Annotated in this window: 12 protein-coding genes; 8 read left to right on the top strand and 4 right to left on the bottom strand. The window is 39.2% G+C overall.

Going from position 1 to position 18,095, the window contains the following annotated elements:
• Window positions 1-31: 31 nt before the first annotated feature.
• Window positions 32-799 (bottom strand): LytR/AlgR family response regulator transcription factor, encoded by a 768-nt coding sequence (locus G9H65_RS08180; protein ID WP_166374862.1) that lies wholly within the window; start codon window positions 797-799, stop codon window positions 32-34.
• Window positions 800-801: 2 nt separating this feature from the next.
• Window positions 802-1,854 carry a sensor histidine kinase gene (locus G9H65_RS08175; protein ID WP_166374861.1) on the bottom strand — a complete coding sequence of 351 codons (1,053 nt, stop codon included), beginning with the start codon at window positions 1,852-1,854 and terminating at the stop codon, window positions 802-804.
• A gap of 158 nt (window positions 1,855-2,012) precedes the next feature.
• On the opposite strand from G9H65_RS08175, the gene G9H65_RS08170 reads away from it, so the two are divergent.
• Together G9H65_RS08170 and G9H65_RS08165 are read left to right on the top strand one after the other, a co-directional pair.
• Entirely contained in the window at window positions 2,013-3,815 is a 1,803-nt protein-coding gene (locus tag G9H65_RS08170; protein WP_166374860.1) for a family 16 glycoside hydrolase, read from the top strand.
• 13 nt (window positions 3,816-3,828) lie between these two features.
• Window positions 3,829-5,694, top strand: a complete 1,866-nt coding sequence (locus G9H65_RS08165) for a hypothetical protein (RefSeq protein ID WP_166374859.1) — start codon at window positions 3,829-3,831, stop codon at window positions 5,692-5,694.
• 58 nt (window positions 5,695-5,752) lie between these two features.
• Here the strand turns inward: G9H65_RS08165 and G9H65_RS08160 are convergent, their stop codons facing one another.
• Entirely contained in the window at window positions 5,753-6,130 is a 378-nt protein-coding gene (locus tag G9H65_RS08160; RefSeq protein ID WP_109322144.1) for a DUF1573 domain-containing protein, read from the bottom strand.
• Window positions 6,131-6,294: 164 nt separating this feature from the next.
• Between G9H65_RS08160 and G9H65_RS08155 the strand changes: the two genes are divergently transcribed.
• The 4 genes from G9H65_RS08155 (at window position 6,295) to nuoK (ending at window position 10,715) form a co-directional block, all read left to right on the top strand.
• Window positions 6,295-8,715, top strand: coding sequence for an alpha-ketoacid dehydrogenase subunit alpha/beta (locus G9H65_RS08155; protein ID WP_205753282.1), 2,421 nt, complete (start codon window positions 6,295-6,297; stop codon window positions 8,713-8,715).
• A 65-nt stretch (window positions 8,716-8,780) separates the two neighbouring features.
• On the top strand, window positions 8,781-9,899 hold the full coding sequence (locus G9H65_RS08150; RefSeq protein WP_235927482.1) for a 4Fe-4S binding protein: 1,119 nt from the start codon (window positions 8,781-8,783) through the stop codon (window positions 9,897-9,899).
• A complete protein-coding gene (locus tag G9H65_RS08145; RefSeq protein WP_166374857.1) occupies window positions 9,896-10,417 on the top strand; it encodes an NADH-quinone oxidoreductase subunit J family protein in 522 nt (173 codons plus the stop codon). Before G9H65_RS08150 ends, G9H65_RS08145 begins: the two co-directional genes overlap by 4 nt.
• Window positions 10,410-10,715, top strand: a complete 306-nt coding sequence (gene nuoK / locus G9H65_RS08140) for an NADH-quinone oxidoreductase subunit NuoK (protein WP_166374856.1) — start codon at window positions 10,410-10,412, stop codon at window positions 10,713-10,715. Before G9H65_RS08145 ends, nuoK begins: the two co-directional genes overlap by 8 nt.
• Here nuoK and uvrC read toward each other — a convergent pair.
• Window positions 10,712-12,520, bottom strand: a complete 1,809-nt coding sequence (gene uvrC / locus G9H65_RS08135; protein ID WP_166374855.1) for an excinuclease ABC subunit UvrC — start codon at window positions 12,518-12,520, stop codon at window positions 10,712-10,714. The genes nuoK and uvrC overlap by 4 nt on opposite strands.
• Before the next feature lie 519 nt (window positions 12,521-13,039).
• On the opposite strand from uvrC, the gene G9H65_RS08130 reads away from it, so the two are divergent.
• The gene (locus tag G9H65_RS08130; RefSeq protein WP_166374854.1) at window positions 13,040-16,279 is read left to right on the top strand and encodes a SusC/RagA family TonB-linked outer membrane protein; all 3,240 of its coding nucleotides are present in this window, start codon (window positions 13,040-13,042) and stop codon (window positions 16,277-16,279) included.
• 30 nt (window positions 16,280-16,309) lie between these two features.
• Window positions 16,310-18,067, top strand: a complete 1,758-nt coding sequence (locus tag G9H65_RS08125; RefSeq protein ID WP_166374853.1) for a RagB/SusD family nutrient uptake outer membrane protein — start codon at window positions 16,310-16,312, stop codon at window positions 18,065-18,067.
• The last annotated feature ends 28 nt before the right edge of the window (window positions 18,068-18,095 follow it).

The raw sequence follows: 18,095 nt of genomic DNA, 5'->3' as shown, positions 1-18,095 counted from the left end.
AAAGAGAATTAAGCACTACATTTTTACCAGATTACTGTTTTTGATAACCAATGGTTTGATAAAAATGCTCCGCATAGTTTTCACTCAATGGGATGTGATTTTCCCCAATCTTTATTTTTTGGTTACGGATAGATTCCACTTTTTTCAAGGAAACAATAAATGATTTATGTATCCGAAGAAAATCTGTGGATGGGAGTTTCTCTTCAATTGACTTCATGGTCATCCGACAAACAACTGGGAACTTCTGCGTTTTTAAATGAATCTTGATATAGTCTTTCAAGCCTTCAATGTATAAAATATCATCCAACATGATTTTCATTAACGAATAATCCGCATGGATAAAAATGTATTCTAATTTAGTGGTATCTGAACTTTGTTGGCGGGTAGAACTTTTACTCTTATAAAAATCCAAAGCCTTATTAGTCGCCTTGAGGAATCGTTCAAATGAAATAGGCTTCAATACATAATCAACCACATCCAAATTAAATCCTTCAATGGCGTATTGCTGATAGGCCGTTACAAAAATCACCATCGGTTTTTGAGTCAATCCTTCCAAAAATTGAACTCCTGTTAAACCTGGCATTTGAATGTCCAAAAAGATTAAATCAACAGGGGATTTTTGTAAGTATTCCATGGCCTCAAAGGCATTGCGACAACGCGCCTCTAGTTTCAAAAAAGGAATTTTGGCGATGTTATCTTCCAATAAATCCAATGCCAAACTCTCATCATCCACCGCTATACAACGTAAAACGGTCGAAGAAACTTCCGTAAATTTTTCGTTTGATTCCTCTTCTGACATTATTATACGTGTTGGATTTCTAATTCAATCTGGTAAAATTCTCCTTCTTCAGTAATCTTCAATTGATGCTCATTCGGGTAAAGTAATTCTAATCTACGTTTTACATTGGTTAAACCAATGCCCGAACTATCATCTTTTTTCTCACTTTTTTGTGAACTTACTTTATTACGTACACCAAAGTACAATTTTTCCCGATCATCCAATAACGTAATTTCAATGAAGGGGTTTAGTACCATACCCACTCCATGTTTGAACGCATTTTCCACAAAGGGAATCAATAACATGGGTTCAATCGAATTAGGTGTATCAGCCAATTTGTGATTAAAAGTAATTTCAATGTCATTGCCAAAACGGATTTTCTGCAACTCAATGTAATTTTCTAAATAGACCATCTCTTTACTGATCGCTACCTTGGCATCCGTTGTCTCGTAAATCATATAACGCATTAACTCCGATAATTTAACTACCACAGATTCTACCATTTCAGGCTTTCTTCTGGATAATGAAACAATGCTGTTCAATACATTGAACATAAAATGCGGGCTAATCTGAGATCTTAAAAACGATAATTCAGATTTTAGACGTTCATTTTCTTCTTCCTTTTGAATTTCTTTCTCTTTCAAATTATCCGATAAGAATCGATACGAAACGCCAATGGCAACAATAAATAATAACTGGAATATCGTCCCCATAAAAGGACCTCTTCTAAATCCGACACCTCGCCCTTTGACATGATCAGAAATAATGATGAATTCTTGTAATTGATAATATACCCAGATCATACCGGGGATAGCGATAGAAAGTAAAACCAAGTATAGTATGATTCCTTTTTTCTTTAAAATTTTAGGAATTAGAATTTCTGTATTTAAATAGAAAAATGGAATGTTACTGAATGCAAAGGCAATAAAAAAGAAAGTCCAAGAATTATAACGTTGTAATGCCTGAGGGTCAGTGGTGTTAGGACTTGGTCGCATCCAATAGGGTAAGGCCAAGAAACATGCCCAGAATATGACATGTAATAAAATGGGTTTAAATCTAAAAATTTTATTTGGCATCGTTTTTAGGGTACATGGAATCCAAATTAACTTAATAATTCTTATATTTCTCATAAATTTTCTACCATATTCCCAATTGTGCCGATGAAGTTGCCAATTGATTTTTCGGTAGAATGAAAAATTAAACCATAGATTACCCAAACCTACAATTTAAAAAAATGAAAAAACTTTTTCTCTTACTGTTATTGCCTTGTGTAACATGGGCTCAACAGGAGATTCCTCTCAATGACCTGGGAGCATTTGATCAACCCAGCACCAATTGGACCATCGAGCAAGCCATTAAGGCTAATTATACGGATACTTCCTTTCAAGTGAGTCCAGGGAAAGGGATCTTAGTCAACACCTTAAGAAATGGCAAATACAAGCGCTCAGATGATTTGAAATTTAAATTAAATCATGGCGATATACGTTTGATGCTAGATTTTATGCTCCCTAAAGGGGCGAATTCAGGTATCTATTTACAAGGCCGTTATGAAGTACAATTGTTGGATTCTTATGGAAAAAAACAACGTATGAAATTTGGCGATTGTGGTGGAATTTATGAAAGATGGGATGATGCTCGAGGCAAAGGAAATGAGGGGTATGAAGGGTACGCTCCCCGACAAAATGCTTGTAAAGCGCCAGGGCTGTGGCAGACCATTGAAATAGATTTTCAAGCACCTCGATTTGATGCCAATGGTAAAAAAATCAAAAATGCTATTTTCAAAAAAGTGATTTTGAATGGAATTGTCGTGCAAGAAAACATCGAAGTCTCAGGAATGACTCGTGGTGCTTTGTTTGACAAAGAAGCTGCAATGGGTCCCATTACTATTCAAGGGGATCATGGTCCAATTGCTTTTAAAAACTTACGGTATGAAACATACGAAAAGCCAACAATTAGCCTAGGCAATCTGAACTATACATATTACGAGGGAGCATTTACCAATTTGCAAGCGAATAATGCCACTCCTTTATTGAAAGGTAAAGCCACTGAAATTACCGGAAAGACCATCAAAGTTCAAAAGGACTTTTTGTTAGTGTATGAAGGCGAATTGAATGTTCCAGAGTCGGATTCCTATGAATTCATTACAAACTGGACAGGAAAAGGCCGCTTGGAAGTAGATGGACAAGTGCTGAACCAAGGAGATTATTGGTATTCAGATCGAGTAAGTCATGCTAAAACATTAAGTGCGGGCAAGCATCAGTTTAAACTGAGCTTTAGCAAAGATTTTTCTTGGGGGAATAGGGCATTGGGCTTATTTGTCAAGCGCATTGGTTCGCATCTAGTGGCATTGCACGCTCGCACCTCTTTACCTGACCCAGAAGCTGTAGGATTAATTGAAGTTAAGGCCGATGCTGAACCCGTTTACCAACGTTCTTTTGCTTTTCATCAAGGAGTCAAAAAGACACATGTCATTCATGTAGGTGACCCATCAGGAGTTCATTATTCCTATGATTTAAATCAGGGAGCCATTTTGCAAGTATGGAGAGGGAAATTCCTGAATGCTACTCAAATGTGGGAAAATAGAGGAGAGCCCCAAACTTCCGAGCCGCTGGGCTTAAATCAAGTCTTAGACGGTAAGTTTCCTTTGGTGACTAGTGGTCAAGCACAGCCAGATTCTGTCAATACAGGTCAATGGATGTACAAGGGCTATCGGATTCAGCAAGGTAGACCTGTTTATTTGTACCAATGGAACAATGTGATGTTAGAAGATCATTTAGTACCTAATTCTGCCGGAACGGGTTGGACTAGAACGCTCAGTTGGAAGACTGCACAAGGAACAAATCCTTCCTTTGATTTAGTCTTAGGAACTAGTTCTTCTGTAGTAAAAGTACAGTCGGGTTTGGTGAGTCTAGATGGGAATCAGTATTTCGTTCAATGGAATGGTGGTCAAGAATCTGTTCAAAGTGTTGCCAATGGAAAGCAACAAGTTCGTATTCCGGTAACAGGAAATAGTATTTCATATCAAGTGATTTGGTAAACCTTATTTTAACATGAAACATACAGTTAGCATCTTATTATTATTCATTTCAAGCTTAGCTTGGGCTCAAAATCCCGGAGCAAAAACCGAAAAGGATTTTTATGAAATAAAAACCTTGCCGATTCCACAAGATATATACTTAGAAATTGGAGGTATAGCGACCATGCCAGATGGTCGTTTGGGAGTGAGTACCCGTCGCGGAGAAATTTGGATTATTGATAATCCATATCAAAAAGATAGCCACCAAACCTATTATCGACGATTTGCGAGTGGAATGCATGAAATTTTAGGCTTAGCCTATAAAGATGGGGCATTTTACTGTTCACAACGTGGAGAATTAACCAAAGTAACAGATACAGATCGGGATGGCGTTGCCGATCGTTATGAACCGATTTATCAATTTCAACTTTCTGGAAATTACCATGAATATACCTATGGCCCAGTATTTGATAAGAACGGAGATATGTGGGTTACACTGAATTTAGCTTGGGTAGGTTTTGGAGAAGGTAAATTTTCTAAATGGCGAGGTTGGTTAGTGAAGATTAGTCCAGATGGCAAACTAGAACCTTTTGCGGCAGGTTTACGCTCTCCAGCAGGGTATAGTATCAATCAAGAGGGAGATATTTTTTATGGCGAAAATCAAGGCGACTGGGTTGGATCGGGTCGAGTAACACATTTGGCTAAAGGTGATTTTGCAGGAAATCCTGGAGGTTTAAAATGGGCTAAAGAGCCCAACAGCCCTTTTAAGCTAACTTTGGAGGAAATTCCTGATAATGGTTCACCCATGTTTGAAGCAGCTAAAAAAGTAAAAAACTTGAAGCTTCCAGCGGTTTGGTTTCCTCATGCTATCATGGGTATTTCGACATCCGATATTCTACAAGATACGACAGGAGGTAAATTTAGTCCATTCCCTGGCCAGTATTTTGTGGCAGACCAAGGGCAGTCTAAAGTGATGCGCATGGGTTTAGAAAAAGTGAATGGTGTTTATCAGGGTTTCTGCATCAATTACCGAGAAGGGTTTCAGTCGGGAATTTTGAGGGAGCGCTTTGGATTGGATGGAAGTATGTTCGTGGGCATGACTTCTAGAGGTTGGGGTTCAACGGGTAAAGATGATTTTGGCCTACAACGATTGGTATGGAATGGAATAACTCCATTTGAAATCAATATGATTGAGGCGCGTACGGATGGATTTGAAATTAGCTTTACACAGGCTGTGGATGTAAACTCAGTTAAAAAGGCGGCATCTTATGCTTTGAGATCTTATATTTATAAATACCATCACCAATACGGAAGTCCGATCGTTGATGTGAAGGATTTGGCGATTAAAGGCATTGTTGTTTCTGCGGATAAAAAGAAAGTTCGTATTGTTTTGGATCAAATTCGTCAATATTTCATCCATGAATTTAAATTGACGGGGGTGAAAAATGAGGCAGGCGAGCTTTTATTGCATGAAACGGCCTATTATACCTTAAATCAAATACCTTCAGGAGATAAAGTGGTTTTAAATGCATCGACCAACCCGATTGTAGAAAAAGTGGTCATTGAGAAAAAGGTTTCTCAATTAGAAAAGACTAAGACAACTACGCTTATATCTGATAATGAGGCCATGGCTTTATTGAAGAAGCATACCTGTGTGGCCTGCCATGCAAGGGAAGAAAAATTAATAGGTCCTTCGTTTACGGATATTTCCAAACGAAAATACAGCGATAAGCAAATTTTGGCATTAGTCTATAAGCCTAATCCTAAAAACTGGCCAGACTTTGCTACGGAAATGGCTCCCATGTCGCATGTGCCAGCCAAAGACGTGTTGAAAATTGCTTCTTGGATCAACGGCTTAACACAAAAGAAAGCCAATGATGCCCTGATTAATCGGGACTAAAGCATAAAAAAGTCTCCTGTTAGAACGGGAGACTTTTTTATTGGAGATAAAATAGCTGTTAAGCTTTCGGCTTCACAGAACCAGAAATCATCAGAATGATTTGGGAAGTAGAACCATTATTTATCACCGTAATTGTTTTGCTGAAGTTTCCTGGTCTACCTGTTGAGTTGTAAGACGCAGTTACTTTACCTGTTTTGCCTGGCATAATGGGTTCTCTAGTCCAATCTGGAGTAGTACATCCACACGAAGGCTGAACATTGGAAATTACCACTGGTGCATTACCTGTGTTAGTGAATTCAAAGCTGTATGTTGCTTGAACTCCTTCGGCAATCGTACCGAAATCGTGCTTTTCTTTTTTGAATTTAAGAGCTCCTTGGGCGTTGGATTGAAATGCAAAACCTACTAGCAAAGCCAAAATACCAATTAATTTTTTCATGCTTTTTCGTTTGAAATTTTTCAATGTATGTGTAGCAAAGCTATAACAAAGCAAAGATTCAGCAAAAGAATTCACTGATTTTTTATCGAAGAATTGAAGGACTGAGTATTTGGCTCACGATTATTTTATCGTATTTTTACCTCGTAAATTTTAACAAATCTCCTTTGATTCTACCAAAGCCAACCCAATTTTCACGTGTTGAGATTGAATTCAATCCAGACAAAGTGTTGGAAGATTACCGTTTGGCAGTCATCAGCAGGCAATGTAGCCTTCTAGTTCGAAAAGAAGTTTTTTCTGGTCGAGCTAAATTTGGTATCTATGGCGACGGAAAAGAATTGTGTCAAATAGCCCTAGCGCGCTCCATGCGACTAGGTGATTATATTTCGGGTTATTATCGGGATCAAACCATAGGAGTAGCTATTGGGGACTTAACTTGGCCGCAGTATTTTGCTCAATTATATGGACATCCAGATCGCCAATATGATCCTCATTCGGCGGGCCGACAAATGAACAATCACCATGCTACACGTTGGCTGGATGAGCAGGGAGAATGGCTAGATCAAACGAATCAATACAATTCTGTAGCGGGAGTTTCGTCTACTGCTATGCAAATTCCCCGTTCTTTGGGAATTGCTTATGCTTCTAAAATGTATCAGTTTAGAGCGGATTTAGCGGAATTTAAAGAACAGTTTTCCAAAGACGGGAAAGAAGTATGTTATACCACCATTGGTGATGCATCTACCTCTGAAGGAATGTTTTTTGAATGCATCAATGCGGCCGGAGTTTTACAAATTCCTATTGTCTTTTCCGTTTGGGATGATGGATATGGTATATCGGTACCTATTGAATACCAGACCACAAAGTCGTCTATTTCTAAAGTATTAGCTGGTTTTCAGCGAAATGATCAAGAAAAAGGTTTAGAAATCATCCAAGTGAAAGCTTGGGATTATCCAGGTTTGATGCAGGCTTACCAACAAGCCGCTCGATTAGCTCGTGAAGAATTTGTGCCATGTTTAGTTCATGTGATAGAATGTACCCAGCCTCAAGGTCACTCGGCTTCTGGTTCTCATGAACGTTATAAGTCAGCCGATCGATTAGCTTGGGAGCATGAAGTGGATTGTAATGTATTGTTTCGTCAATGGGTGCTGGATCAAGGATTTGCAAGTGAGGAAACCTTAAAAGAAATAGAAGAAGCTGCGGTCTTGGAAGCAAGGAAGTACCAGAAAGAAGCTTTTGCGGCTTATATGGCTTCTATTGAACCAGATAAAAAAGCATTTTTACGGGTAGCTCAAAATTTAATGGAATCTACCAATGAAGGGAGTTTATTATCCCCGATTTTGGATGAATTAAAACAGCTTCCGTATCCGATATTCAGTGATTTAGTGCGGGCAGGAAGAAAAACGTTGCGGGCCTTTCGTGTCTACCAAGGGCCAGCCGTAAAATTGCTCAGAAAGTGGTTAAGTGAATTAGAGCAAAGAAATCGTCGGAGATTTAGTTCACATCAGATTAGTGAATCTCAACATTCTCCTTTGCTAATTAATGCGGTTAAACCTATCTATAAAAAAGAGGCAAATTATGTAGATGGTCGAGAGATTTTGAACAAAAGCTTTGCTCATTTTTTAGAAGATCCTAGAGTATTTATATTAGGAGAGGACGTAGGTAAAATAGGGGATGTCAATCAAACGCTTGCTGGCTTGCAAGAGGTATTCGGAGATTTGAAAATTACGGATACAGGTATTCGAGAAATAAGCATTGTAGGTCAAGGGATTGGAGCTTCCATGCGAGGCTTGAGGCCTATTGTGGAAATTCAATATTTGGACTACATTTTTTATCCTTTTCCTATCTTATCAGATGATTTAGCTTGTTTACATTACCGTACAGCAGGGGGACAAAAAGCCCCCATGATTCTACGAACCCGCGGCCATCGTTTGGAAGGTATCTGGCATTCAGGTAGTCCCATGGCCGTGTTAATCAATGGATTGAGAGGAATACATTTTTGTGTACCTAGAAACATGACTCAGGCTGCGGGTATGTACAGAACCTTATTAAAAGGAGATGATCCAGGTATCGTGGTGGAATGCTTAAATGGGTATCGCCTCAAAGAAGCAATGCCAGAAAACTTACATGAAATTACAGTACCCTTAGGTATTCCTGAAGTATTGCGAGAAGGAACTGATATTACTATAGTAACCTATGGTTCCATGTGTCGCATTGTAATGGAAGCATCAGAAACCTTATCATCGATGGGTATTTCTGTTGAGGTTGTTGATGTACAAACTTTGTTGCCATTTGATCGAACACAAAGTATATCGGCTTCTATTCAAAAGACACATCGAGTGCTTTTTGCGGATGAAGATATGCCTGGTGGAACAACTGCCTATATGATGCAAGAGGTCTTAGACAAACAAGGAGCTTTTGCTTGGTTAGACACACCAGCGCGTTGTTTAGCAGCACCTCCACATCGTCCTGCTTATAGTTCAGATGGGGATTATTTCTCTAAGCCCAATGTAGAGAATGTGGTTGATACCATTTATGAAATGATGCGAGAGTCTGATCCAGGGCTTTTCCCAGCTATATATTTCTAATGAATTCGTCCCTAGCCCTTTATTTTCAAAATATTAAATCCGCGATCTCAAGTACGCGGAAGGGCTTGGCATTAACATGGAAGCATGCTTGGAATGCCAGGAAACAAAGAACGATTCAAAACATCCAAAACCCAGATTACTTCAAGTCGAATGAAGGGGTTTTTACTTTACAATATCCACACCAAGAAATTCCTACCCCCGTCAATGGACGATATCAATTGCACAATGAAATGGACGATTGTATCGTCTGTGACAAATGTGTCAAGGTCTGTCCCGTGGATTGCATTGAAATAGAACCCATCAAAGCTACGGGTTTGGTTGGTTATACTTCCGACGGTTCTCCTATTCGTTTATACGCAGCCAAATTTGACATTGATATGTCGAAATGCTGTTTTTGTGGGCTTTGTACTACTGTATGTCCTACTGAATGTTTAACCATGACATCGGAATATGATTTCTCTGTATTTGATGTCAAGGAGCACAATTTTTCTTTTGCTAATTTAAATCCTGAACAAGCAGCTGAAAAGAAACAATTATATGAGCAGTTTGTGGCAGAAAAAGAAGCCTTGAAACAGGCGGCCATTTCTTCGGTAGAGACAAAAAAAGAGGAAGCTCCCGCTGCTGCCAAGCCTGCTTTTAAACCAAGTTTCAAAGCAAAGCCAGAAGCTAGTTCAGAGGAAGTAAAGGCAGAAGAAGTAAAACCTGTGGCTAAACCAGCTTTTAAACCAAGTTTCAAAGCAAAGCCAGAAGCTAGTTCAGAGGAAGTAAAGGCAGAAGATGTTAAACCTGCTGCCAAGCCTGCTTTTAAACCAAGCTTTAAACCTAAGGCAGAAACTAGTTCAGAGGAAGTAAAGGCAGAAGATGTTAAACCTGCTGCCAAGCCTGCTTTTAAACCAAGCTTTAAACCTAAGGCAGAAACTAGTTCAGAGGAAGTAAAGACAGAAGAATTAAAACCTGCGGCTAAGCCAGCTTTTAAACCGAGCTTTAAACCTAAGCCAGAAACTAGTTCAGAGGAAGTAAAGACAGAAGAAGTAAAATCTGTGGCTAAGCCTGTTTTTAAACCGAGCTTTAAACCTAAGACCGAGATTCCGAAGGATGAAAAGCCTGTGGAAGAAGAAAAACCAGCTGCTAAACCTGCTTTTAAACCAAGTTTTAAACCGAAGCCACCCTCCACAGAATCATGAATCCAATGATCGCCTCATTTTTGATATTGGCTGGATTGACTTGCGCAAGCGCCTTGGCCATGGCTTGGACAAAAAATTTATTACATGCTGCCTTAGCTATGTTTCTTTGTATGTTGGGCTTAGCAGGTTTATACGTGATGGCCTATGCTGATGTGATGGCCGTGGCACATTTACTAATTTATGTTGGGGGAGTCTTGATCTTGATTCTATTTGGAATCATGTTGACACATACTCCTCGAACCGACCCATATGATGTCTCCAATGATTTGTGGACCAAGCAGTCGGGACGTTTTTGGGCTTTATCGATTAGTCTTTCCATATTCTTGGGTTTACTCTGGATTCTAAATCGATCCATGGCTTCGTTTGGCATGCTTTCAGGGGAGATACAGCGATCTTCTAAATTGACATATCTAGGTTTGGCTTTGTTAACGGAATATTCCTTTGCATTTGAATTGGCAGGCATATTTCTTTTAATCGCCCTAGTGGGGGCCACTTATATAGCGAAACACCATGAATGATATTCCATTAGGCTATTTCTTGATCGTAAGTGCCTTATTGTTTTCGGTAGGTTTAGGTATTATGTTACTCAAGCGCAACATGATATTTGTATTGATGGGGATCGAGTTGATGCTGAATGCAGCTAATTTAAATTTGATTGCTTTTTCAAGACAAGATGATCAGATGCAGGGAATAGTCTTTTCTGTATTTGTCTTAGTGATTGGTGTATGTGAAATGACAGTAGCCTTGGCGATCATTTTACAAATTTATCGTCATTTCAAAAACATTGATCTAGGAGCGGAGAAATCGAGGTTTTAATCGACCCAATTTTTGATTTGGTTCTTTAGGCTCAAGGCCTTCATTTTGCCCAAGACTTTTTCGAGCTCTTCCATAGGTGCTTCATTGATTTGTTTGATGGTACCAAATTTCTTCAATAGTTTTTGTGCTGTTAATTTTCCTATCCCATCTAACTCTTCTAATTGACTTACGATAAAATGTTTACTCCGTTTATTTCGATGGGCAGTGATCCCAAAGCGGTGAGCCTCATCACGTAATTGCTGAATGAGTTTTAGGGATTCTGATTTTTTATCGATGTAAAGGGGAAGACTATCCTCAGGAAAATAGATTTCTTCTAACCTTTTCGCAATACCAATGATAGGAATCTGTCCATATATTCCAATCGCATTTAAGGCATCACAAGCGGCGCTTAATTGACCTTTTCCTCCGTCGATGATAATCAGGTCAGGAAGCTCAGCTTCTTCCTCTAATAAGCGAGAATATCTTCTACCTACTACTTCCGTCATGGTAGCAAAGTCGTTAGGTCCTTCCACGGTTCTTGGCGTAAAAAGTCGGTACTCTTTCTTAGCAGGGACCCCTTGCAAAAAGCAGACCATAGCTGATACAGGATTGGTGCCTTGTAAATTGGAGTTATCAAAGCATTCAATTCTCTGAGGTAGTTTACTTAGGTGTAAATCGTTCTTAAGGGTTAAGAGGATGCGCATTTTTCGGTCTCCCCCACTTTCTTCTGCAGCTTTCCGATCCGCTTTTTCTTTTCTGAAATACAAGACATTTTTTAAAGACATGTCGAGGAGCTTTCTTTTGTCGCCCATTTGCGGAATACTATTCTTAACACCTTGAAATTCAATGGCCATGGGAATATTGGAAATGATTTCTTTGGCACTGCTGTGAAATTCATCTCTTTTTTCCCAGATGAGCATCGTTAATACATCGGCTTCCTCTTCATTTAATTTTTTCTTCACCTCCCAAGTTTGGGATTGAGTAATCGTACCATTGATTACCTTCATGAAATTGATGTAGGAAAGTTGTTCATCCGAAACGATGGAAAAAACATCAACATCATGAATGGCGGGGTTCACGACAGTGGATTTGGCTTGGAAGTTTTCCAAGAGTTGCCACTTTTCTTTCCATTCTTGTGCTTGTTCGAAAGCAAGCTTATCTGCTGCAGCTTGCATTTTCTCCACAAAAAACTGTTTCGGTTTTTGGAAATGGCCTTTAAGTATTTGGCTGATTTGTTCGATGTATTGCAAATAGTCCTCTTCGCTTTGTAAATTTTCACAGGGTCCTTTGCAATTGCCAATATGGTATTCCAAACAGACTTTAAACTTTCCGTCATCGATGGAGCTTTGTTTTAATGCTAAAGAACAGGTTCGAATAGGAAAAAGCTGATGCAACATTTCCAACAGGGCGTTCATGGATTTAGGGTTAGCAAATGGCCCATAATAGGTTCCCAACTTATGATCAATTCTTCTGGCAGTCAATAAGCGAGGAAAGCGTTCATTGCTTAGGCATATGAATGGGTAGGTTTTGTCATCCCTTAATAGAATGTTGTATTTAGGTTGAAATTGTTTGATTAGGGTATTTTCCAGTAGGAGGGCATCAAATTCGGAATGCACAATGGTGAATTCTAATTTGTTGATTTGCTGGACTAGCCTTCTTGTTTTAGTATCGTGGTTTTTTGGATTGACAAAATAGCTGCTAATTCGATTTTTGAGATTTTTGGCTTTTCCAATATAGATGATGGTATCATGTGCATCAAAATATCGATAAACGCCAGGCTCTTCTGGTAGCGAAGGAAGTATGCTTTTAGGGTCGAAGCTATTCATATCTCAAATTTAATAAATTCATTTCGAATATCGTTTTTAGGATTTTTCAAAGAATCTTTATTTTGATGCGAACTTTTATTTGCTTTTTTAGTTTATTTTTTTGCTACAAAAGTTCAGGAGTTTGTACCATTTACTCAAAACCAAACAATAATGGAAACTTAACATCTTGCTAATGAATCAACAGAATATATTATATAGCCTTTTTAAGCTATATACCCACAAATAATACTTTACCACTAAAAATTTGCATTTAATATTTGCAGATGAGTATTGAATTATACATATTTGGGAGTATCCTGTGCCATAGGACAGTGTAGGATAGTTAAGTTCTTGGAAGATTTATATCTAAAGTAAAGGCAAATGGCAATCGTTTGCATTAAATCTTCTGGTATTATTTTAAGAAAATGTTCAGTTCTACAAATTGTTTAAATACGTTAAAATGAAAGGAGGTCGAATGGTTTAATAATGGCGATTAATCAAAAGCATAATTTTAAATAAATAATTAATCAACTATTACTTATGAAACACAATTATTATCAAATTTTCAAAAGCTTCTTATTGCTAGCCATTATGGTGCTCGGGAGCTTTGCGTCATTTGCTCAGGACCGCAAGGTTTCGGGTAAAGTGGTTGGTACTGATTCACAAGGTATCCCAGGCGTGAGTATATTGGTAAAAGGAACCAATACAGGAACCACTACTGACATTAATGGAGCATTCTCGGTTACAGTTAAATCTGGAAACGCAGTATTATCTATTTCTGCTGTAGGTTACAAAACGAAAGATGTTACTGTAGGTTCACAAGCCTCTATTTCGGTTACATTGGAAGAAGATGTTAGCCAATTGAGCGAGGTTATCGTTACGGGTTATTCAGTAACCAACAAAAAAGAGTCGACTGCTGCAGCATCTATTGTTAAGGCTAAAGATTTACAAATTGCCCCTTCAGGAAACGTTGAGCAACAATTACAAGGTCGTGTAGCCGGTGTTACATTGATCACGAACGGTCAGCCAGGAACGAACAGTATTATTCGTGTACGTGGTTTTGGTGCTTTCGGTGGTAATGAGCCATTGTACATTGTTGATGGAGTACCAGTAGGTTCTACTGATTTCTTATCACCAGATGATATTGAAAGTACTACTGTATTGAAAGATGCAGCTGCAGCTTCTATTTATGGAGCGCGTGCTGCTAACGGTGTAATCGTTTATACTACGAAGCGTGGTACAAAAGGAAAGAAACCTTTGCAAATTACTTATGATGGATTGTACGGTGGTACAGACCCTAACGTAGGAGGTGCTCCAAAAATGTTAACTCCACAAGAGCAAGCAGATTGGACTCACGTAGCATACCGTAACAATGCGGCAGCTAACGGAACAGCAGCTTCTTATTCTCACCCACAATATGGTACTTCAGCACAAGCTTCTTTACCAACTTATTTGCACTTTAATGGAGCAAATGGTGTAAGAGGAGCTGTTGACATGGCTGCTGCACAAGCTGCTTATGCGGCTAGTCCATTGACTACCTTTGCGATTCGTCCAAACTTAGCTGGTACTAACTGGTATGACGAGATTACTCGTTTTGGTAATACACAACGTCATTCGTTAGGATTCTCTGGCGGAACAGACAACGGTCGTTTCTACATTGGCTTATCTGCTCAAGAGCAACAAGGTATCTTATTAGAAAATGATTTCCGTCGTTATTCAGCTCGTTTTAACTCTGAGTTTGATTTAGGAAAGCACGTAAGAATTGGAGAGAACTTACAGTTCACTTACCGTTCAGTAAGAGGTCAAGCAGGTGGTAATGGTGGATTAGGTATTGCTGGTGATGAGTCAGTGATCTTATCAGCCTATCGTATGCCAACCGTTATTCCTGTTTATGATGATTTTGGAAGTTTTGCATCGACAAGAGCTGCAGGTTTCAACAACCCTCGTAACCCGGTTCGTTCATTAATGACAAACCAAATCAATGACCAGAACTACAATGCTAACGCTGTAGGTAATATTTATGTTGAATTTGAGCCTGTTAAAGATTTAATTATCAAATCTAGTATCGGAGGTCAGTATAATAACTCATACTTTGTTAACTACAACTACAAGTACTTAGGAGATTCAGAGCCAGAGGCTTCTGATAGTTTCTCTGAAGGTTCAGGTTATTCTTTTGCATGGGTATTCTCAAATACGGCTGCTTACAAATACCAGTGGAGAAAACATGGTATTAAAGCTTTAGCTGGTATTGAGTCATTGAACACAGGCCGTGGTCGCGGTATCTCAGGATCGGGTATCAACCCATTCTCGATGGACTTAGACTTCGTTACATTGAATGCTGTACAGTCGCCGGTAGTTAACTCTAACTTATTCAGTGGAGTTAATTTCTACTCATTATTCGGTAAAGCTGATTATAACTTCAATGAGAAGTATTATTTAACAGCTGTGGTTCGTCGTGATGGTTCATCTCGTTTCGGTTCTCAAAACCGTTATGGTATTTTCCCTGCATTCTCTGCAGCTTGGCGTGTAACATCGGAGGAATTCATGAAAGATCTTCCAGGTATCACGGATTTGAAAATTCGTGGAGGTTGGGGAGAAATGGGTAACTCAAACAACGTAGACCCTGCTAACCAATATTCATTGTACGCTGCAAGACGTGATATTTCTTTCTATCCAATTGATGGTCAGAGCTCAGGAGCTAACGAAGGTTATATCCGTTCACGTATTGGTAACCCAGCTGCAAAATGGGAGACTTCAGAGACAACGAACATCGGTATTGATGCTACTTTCTTAAATGGTAAGTGGGAATTGGTATTTGATTTATGGAGAAAAGATACACGTGATTTGTTATTCAACGTACCTCTTCCTGCGGTTGTTGGTCCTAACGCATCAGCACCATCCGTTAACGTAGCAAAAATGCGTAACGAGGGTATCGACTTCCAAGTGATTAACCGTGGTAACATTACTAACGAGTTGAAATACGAATTGACTTTCAATAATTCATTCTTGAAAAACGAAATCATCGCATTTGCTCCAGGTATTACTAACCTAACAGGTGGTGGTTTCCGTGGTATTACTCCAGTTCGTATGGAAATCGGACGTTCATTGTCTTCTTTCTATGGCTACAAAGTACTTGGATACTTCAATACAGCTGCTGAGGTGACTAGTGCACCGTCTCAATCAGGTGCAGGTGTAGGTCGTTTCCGCTATGCTGATATGAACGGAGATGGTAAAATCACTCCAGATGACCGTACTTATTTAGGTTCTCCAGTACCAACTTACACAGGTGGTATCAACGTAGGTTTAACTTACAGAGCGTTTGAATTGAACATGTATGTATATGCTTCTGCTGGTAACAAAATCTGGAACCAGTCTAAGTGGTTTACTGATTTCCACGGTTCATTCGAAGGTTCTGGTAAAGGAGAGCGTGCTAAGCAGTCTTGGACTCCAGCTTTAGGAAACAGTGCTTTAGCTCCAATTTGGGAATCAGCATCTAATATCTCAACCAACGGTGCAGAGAACTCATGGTATGTGGAGGACGGAGATTACATCCGTTTCCAGAATATCTCTTTCGGATATAACATTCCTTCGAAATTCTCTTCTAAGCTTGGTATCAAACGTGCGAAGTTGACTCTTTCTGCTAACAACTTGTTAACCTTTACTAAGTACAAAGGTTTAGATCCAGGTGTTGGTGGTGCAGCCGATACTAGTTTTGGTATTGACGTAGGTAACTACCCTGTTACTCGTTCATTCAACGCTGCTATCAACTTGTCATTTTAATCCGCGAAAGCCAATTTAAATTAAAATAAAATGAAAAAATATCATATTTTAAAACGATTAGCCTTAGTAAGTGCATCGGCATTTACCTTGACATTCGCTTGTAAGGATCAGTTTTTAGAGGTTTTGCCTACTGGCTCATTAGCTCAGGCGCAATTGACTTCTAAGGCTGGTGTTGAGGGTACTTTGATTGGAGCTTATTCTGCTTTAGCAGCAAAAAACTTTACTCAGGTAGCCGCTTCTAACAACTGGCTTTGGGGTTCAATCCTTGGTGGAGAGAACAACAAAGGAACAGATGCTGGAGACTTTTCTGCGATTAACCCAATGCAGCGCTATGAAACCTCACCAGTACAAGGAGAGGTAAATGGTACTTGGCAAGCAAAATACGAAGGTATTGCGCGTGCTAATGCGACTATTAATTTAGCAAATGAGTCTAAGGCTCTTTCAGCTGCAGAAAAAACTCGTATCATTGCGGAAGCTCGTTTCTTACGTGCTCACTTTTACTTTGAATTGAAGCGCTTATTCAATTCAGTTCCATACGTTGACGAGACAATGGATTATGGTAAAGGAATCGAGAAGGTAGGTAATACTCCAGATGTTTGGGGTAAAATCGATACAGATTTTAAATTTGCATACGATAATTTGCCTGAGACTCAGTCTTCAGCAGGTCGTGCTAACAAATGGGCAGCAGGTGCTTACCTAGCTAAGTCTTTGTTGTACCAAGGAAAATTTGCAGAGGCTAAAGCTCTATTCACTACTGTAATTGCTAGTGGCAAAACAACCAATGGTAAGAAATATGGCTTGGTTCCAAGATTCCAAGATGTGTTTAATGCAGCGAACGATAACAATGAAGAAGCAGTATTTGCTATTCAGTCTTCGATGAATTCGGGTAGTGTTACTAACTCGAATGCTTTCGACGTATTGAACTACCCATATAATACAGGTACTGATGGTCCAGGTAACTGCTGCGGATTCTTCCAGCCTTCATTCTCTTTAGCAAATGCTTACCGTACTAAAGATGGTTTACCATTATTGTCAGAGTCAAATGGTGCTCCAGCATACAACGCCCCTGAAAATGCGGTAAAACATGACTATAAGTTAGCTTCTAGTGAACCATTTGCTGAAGATAAAGATCCTTTGGATCCTCGTATTGACCACACGATCGGTCGTCGTGGTATTCAGTACTTAGACTGGATCGAGCACCCAGGTAAAAACTGGATTCGTGACCAAACTTATGCAGGTCCATATTCTCCTAAGAAATATGTGTATTACAAAACTCAGGAGAACACATTGACTGATGGTTCTGGTTGGACACGTGGTTATGCAACGCTTAACTATAACATCATTCGTTTTTCTGATGTATTGTTAATGGCTGCAGAAGCTGAAATCAAAGGTGGTGGAAGTTTAGCTACTGCTTTAGGTTATATCAACCAAGTTCGTAACCGTGCAGCTAACCCAGCTAGCTTTGTTAGAAATGCTAAGTCTGGTGAGTTAGAGGCAAATTATTCAATCGCTCCTTATGCAGCATTTGCTAACGCAGATGAAGCTATGAAAGCGCTTAAAATGGAGCGTATGTTGGAGTTAGCAACAGAAGGTCACCGTTTCTTCGACTTAGTTCGTTGGGGTGATGCCAGCAAAGTGTTAAATGCATACCTAGCTTACGAAGGTGGTATTTTAGTTACAATGTTTGGTGGTGCTAAATTCACTACAGGTAAGGAATATCTTCCTATCCCACAAGCTCAAATTGATATCCAAGGATCTTCTATCTTGAAGCAGAACCCTAGTTATTAATTGATTGTATTTTATTCTTAAAAAGGTG

This window comes from Aquirufa ecclesiirivi (assembly GCF_011250515.1).
GTDB classification, from domain to species: domain Bacteria; phylum Bacteroidota; class Bacteroidia; order Cytophagales; family Spirosomataceae; genus Aquirufa; species Aquirufa ecclesiirivi.
The sequence above is the reverse complement of the archived record's forward strand: the minus strand, read 5'-3'. Positions and strand labels throughout refer to the sequence as shown.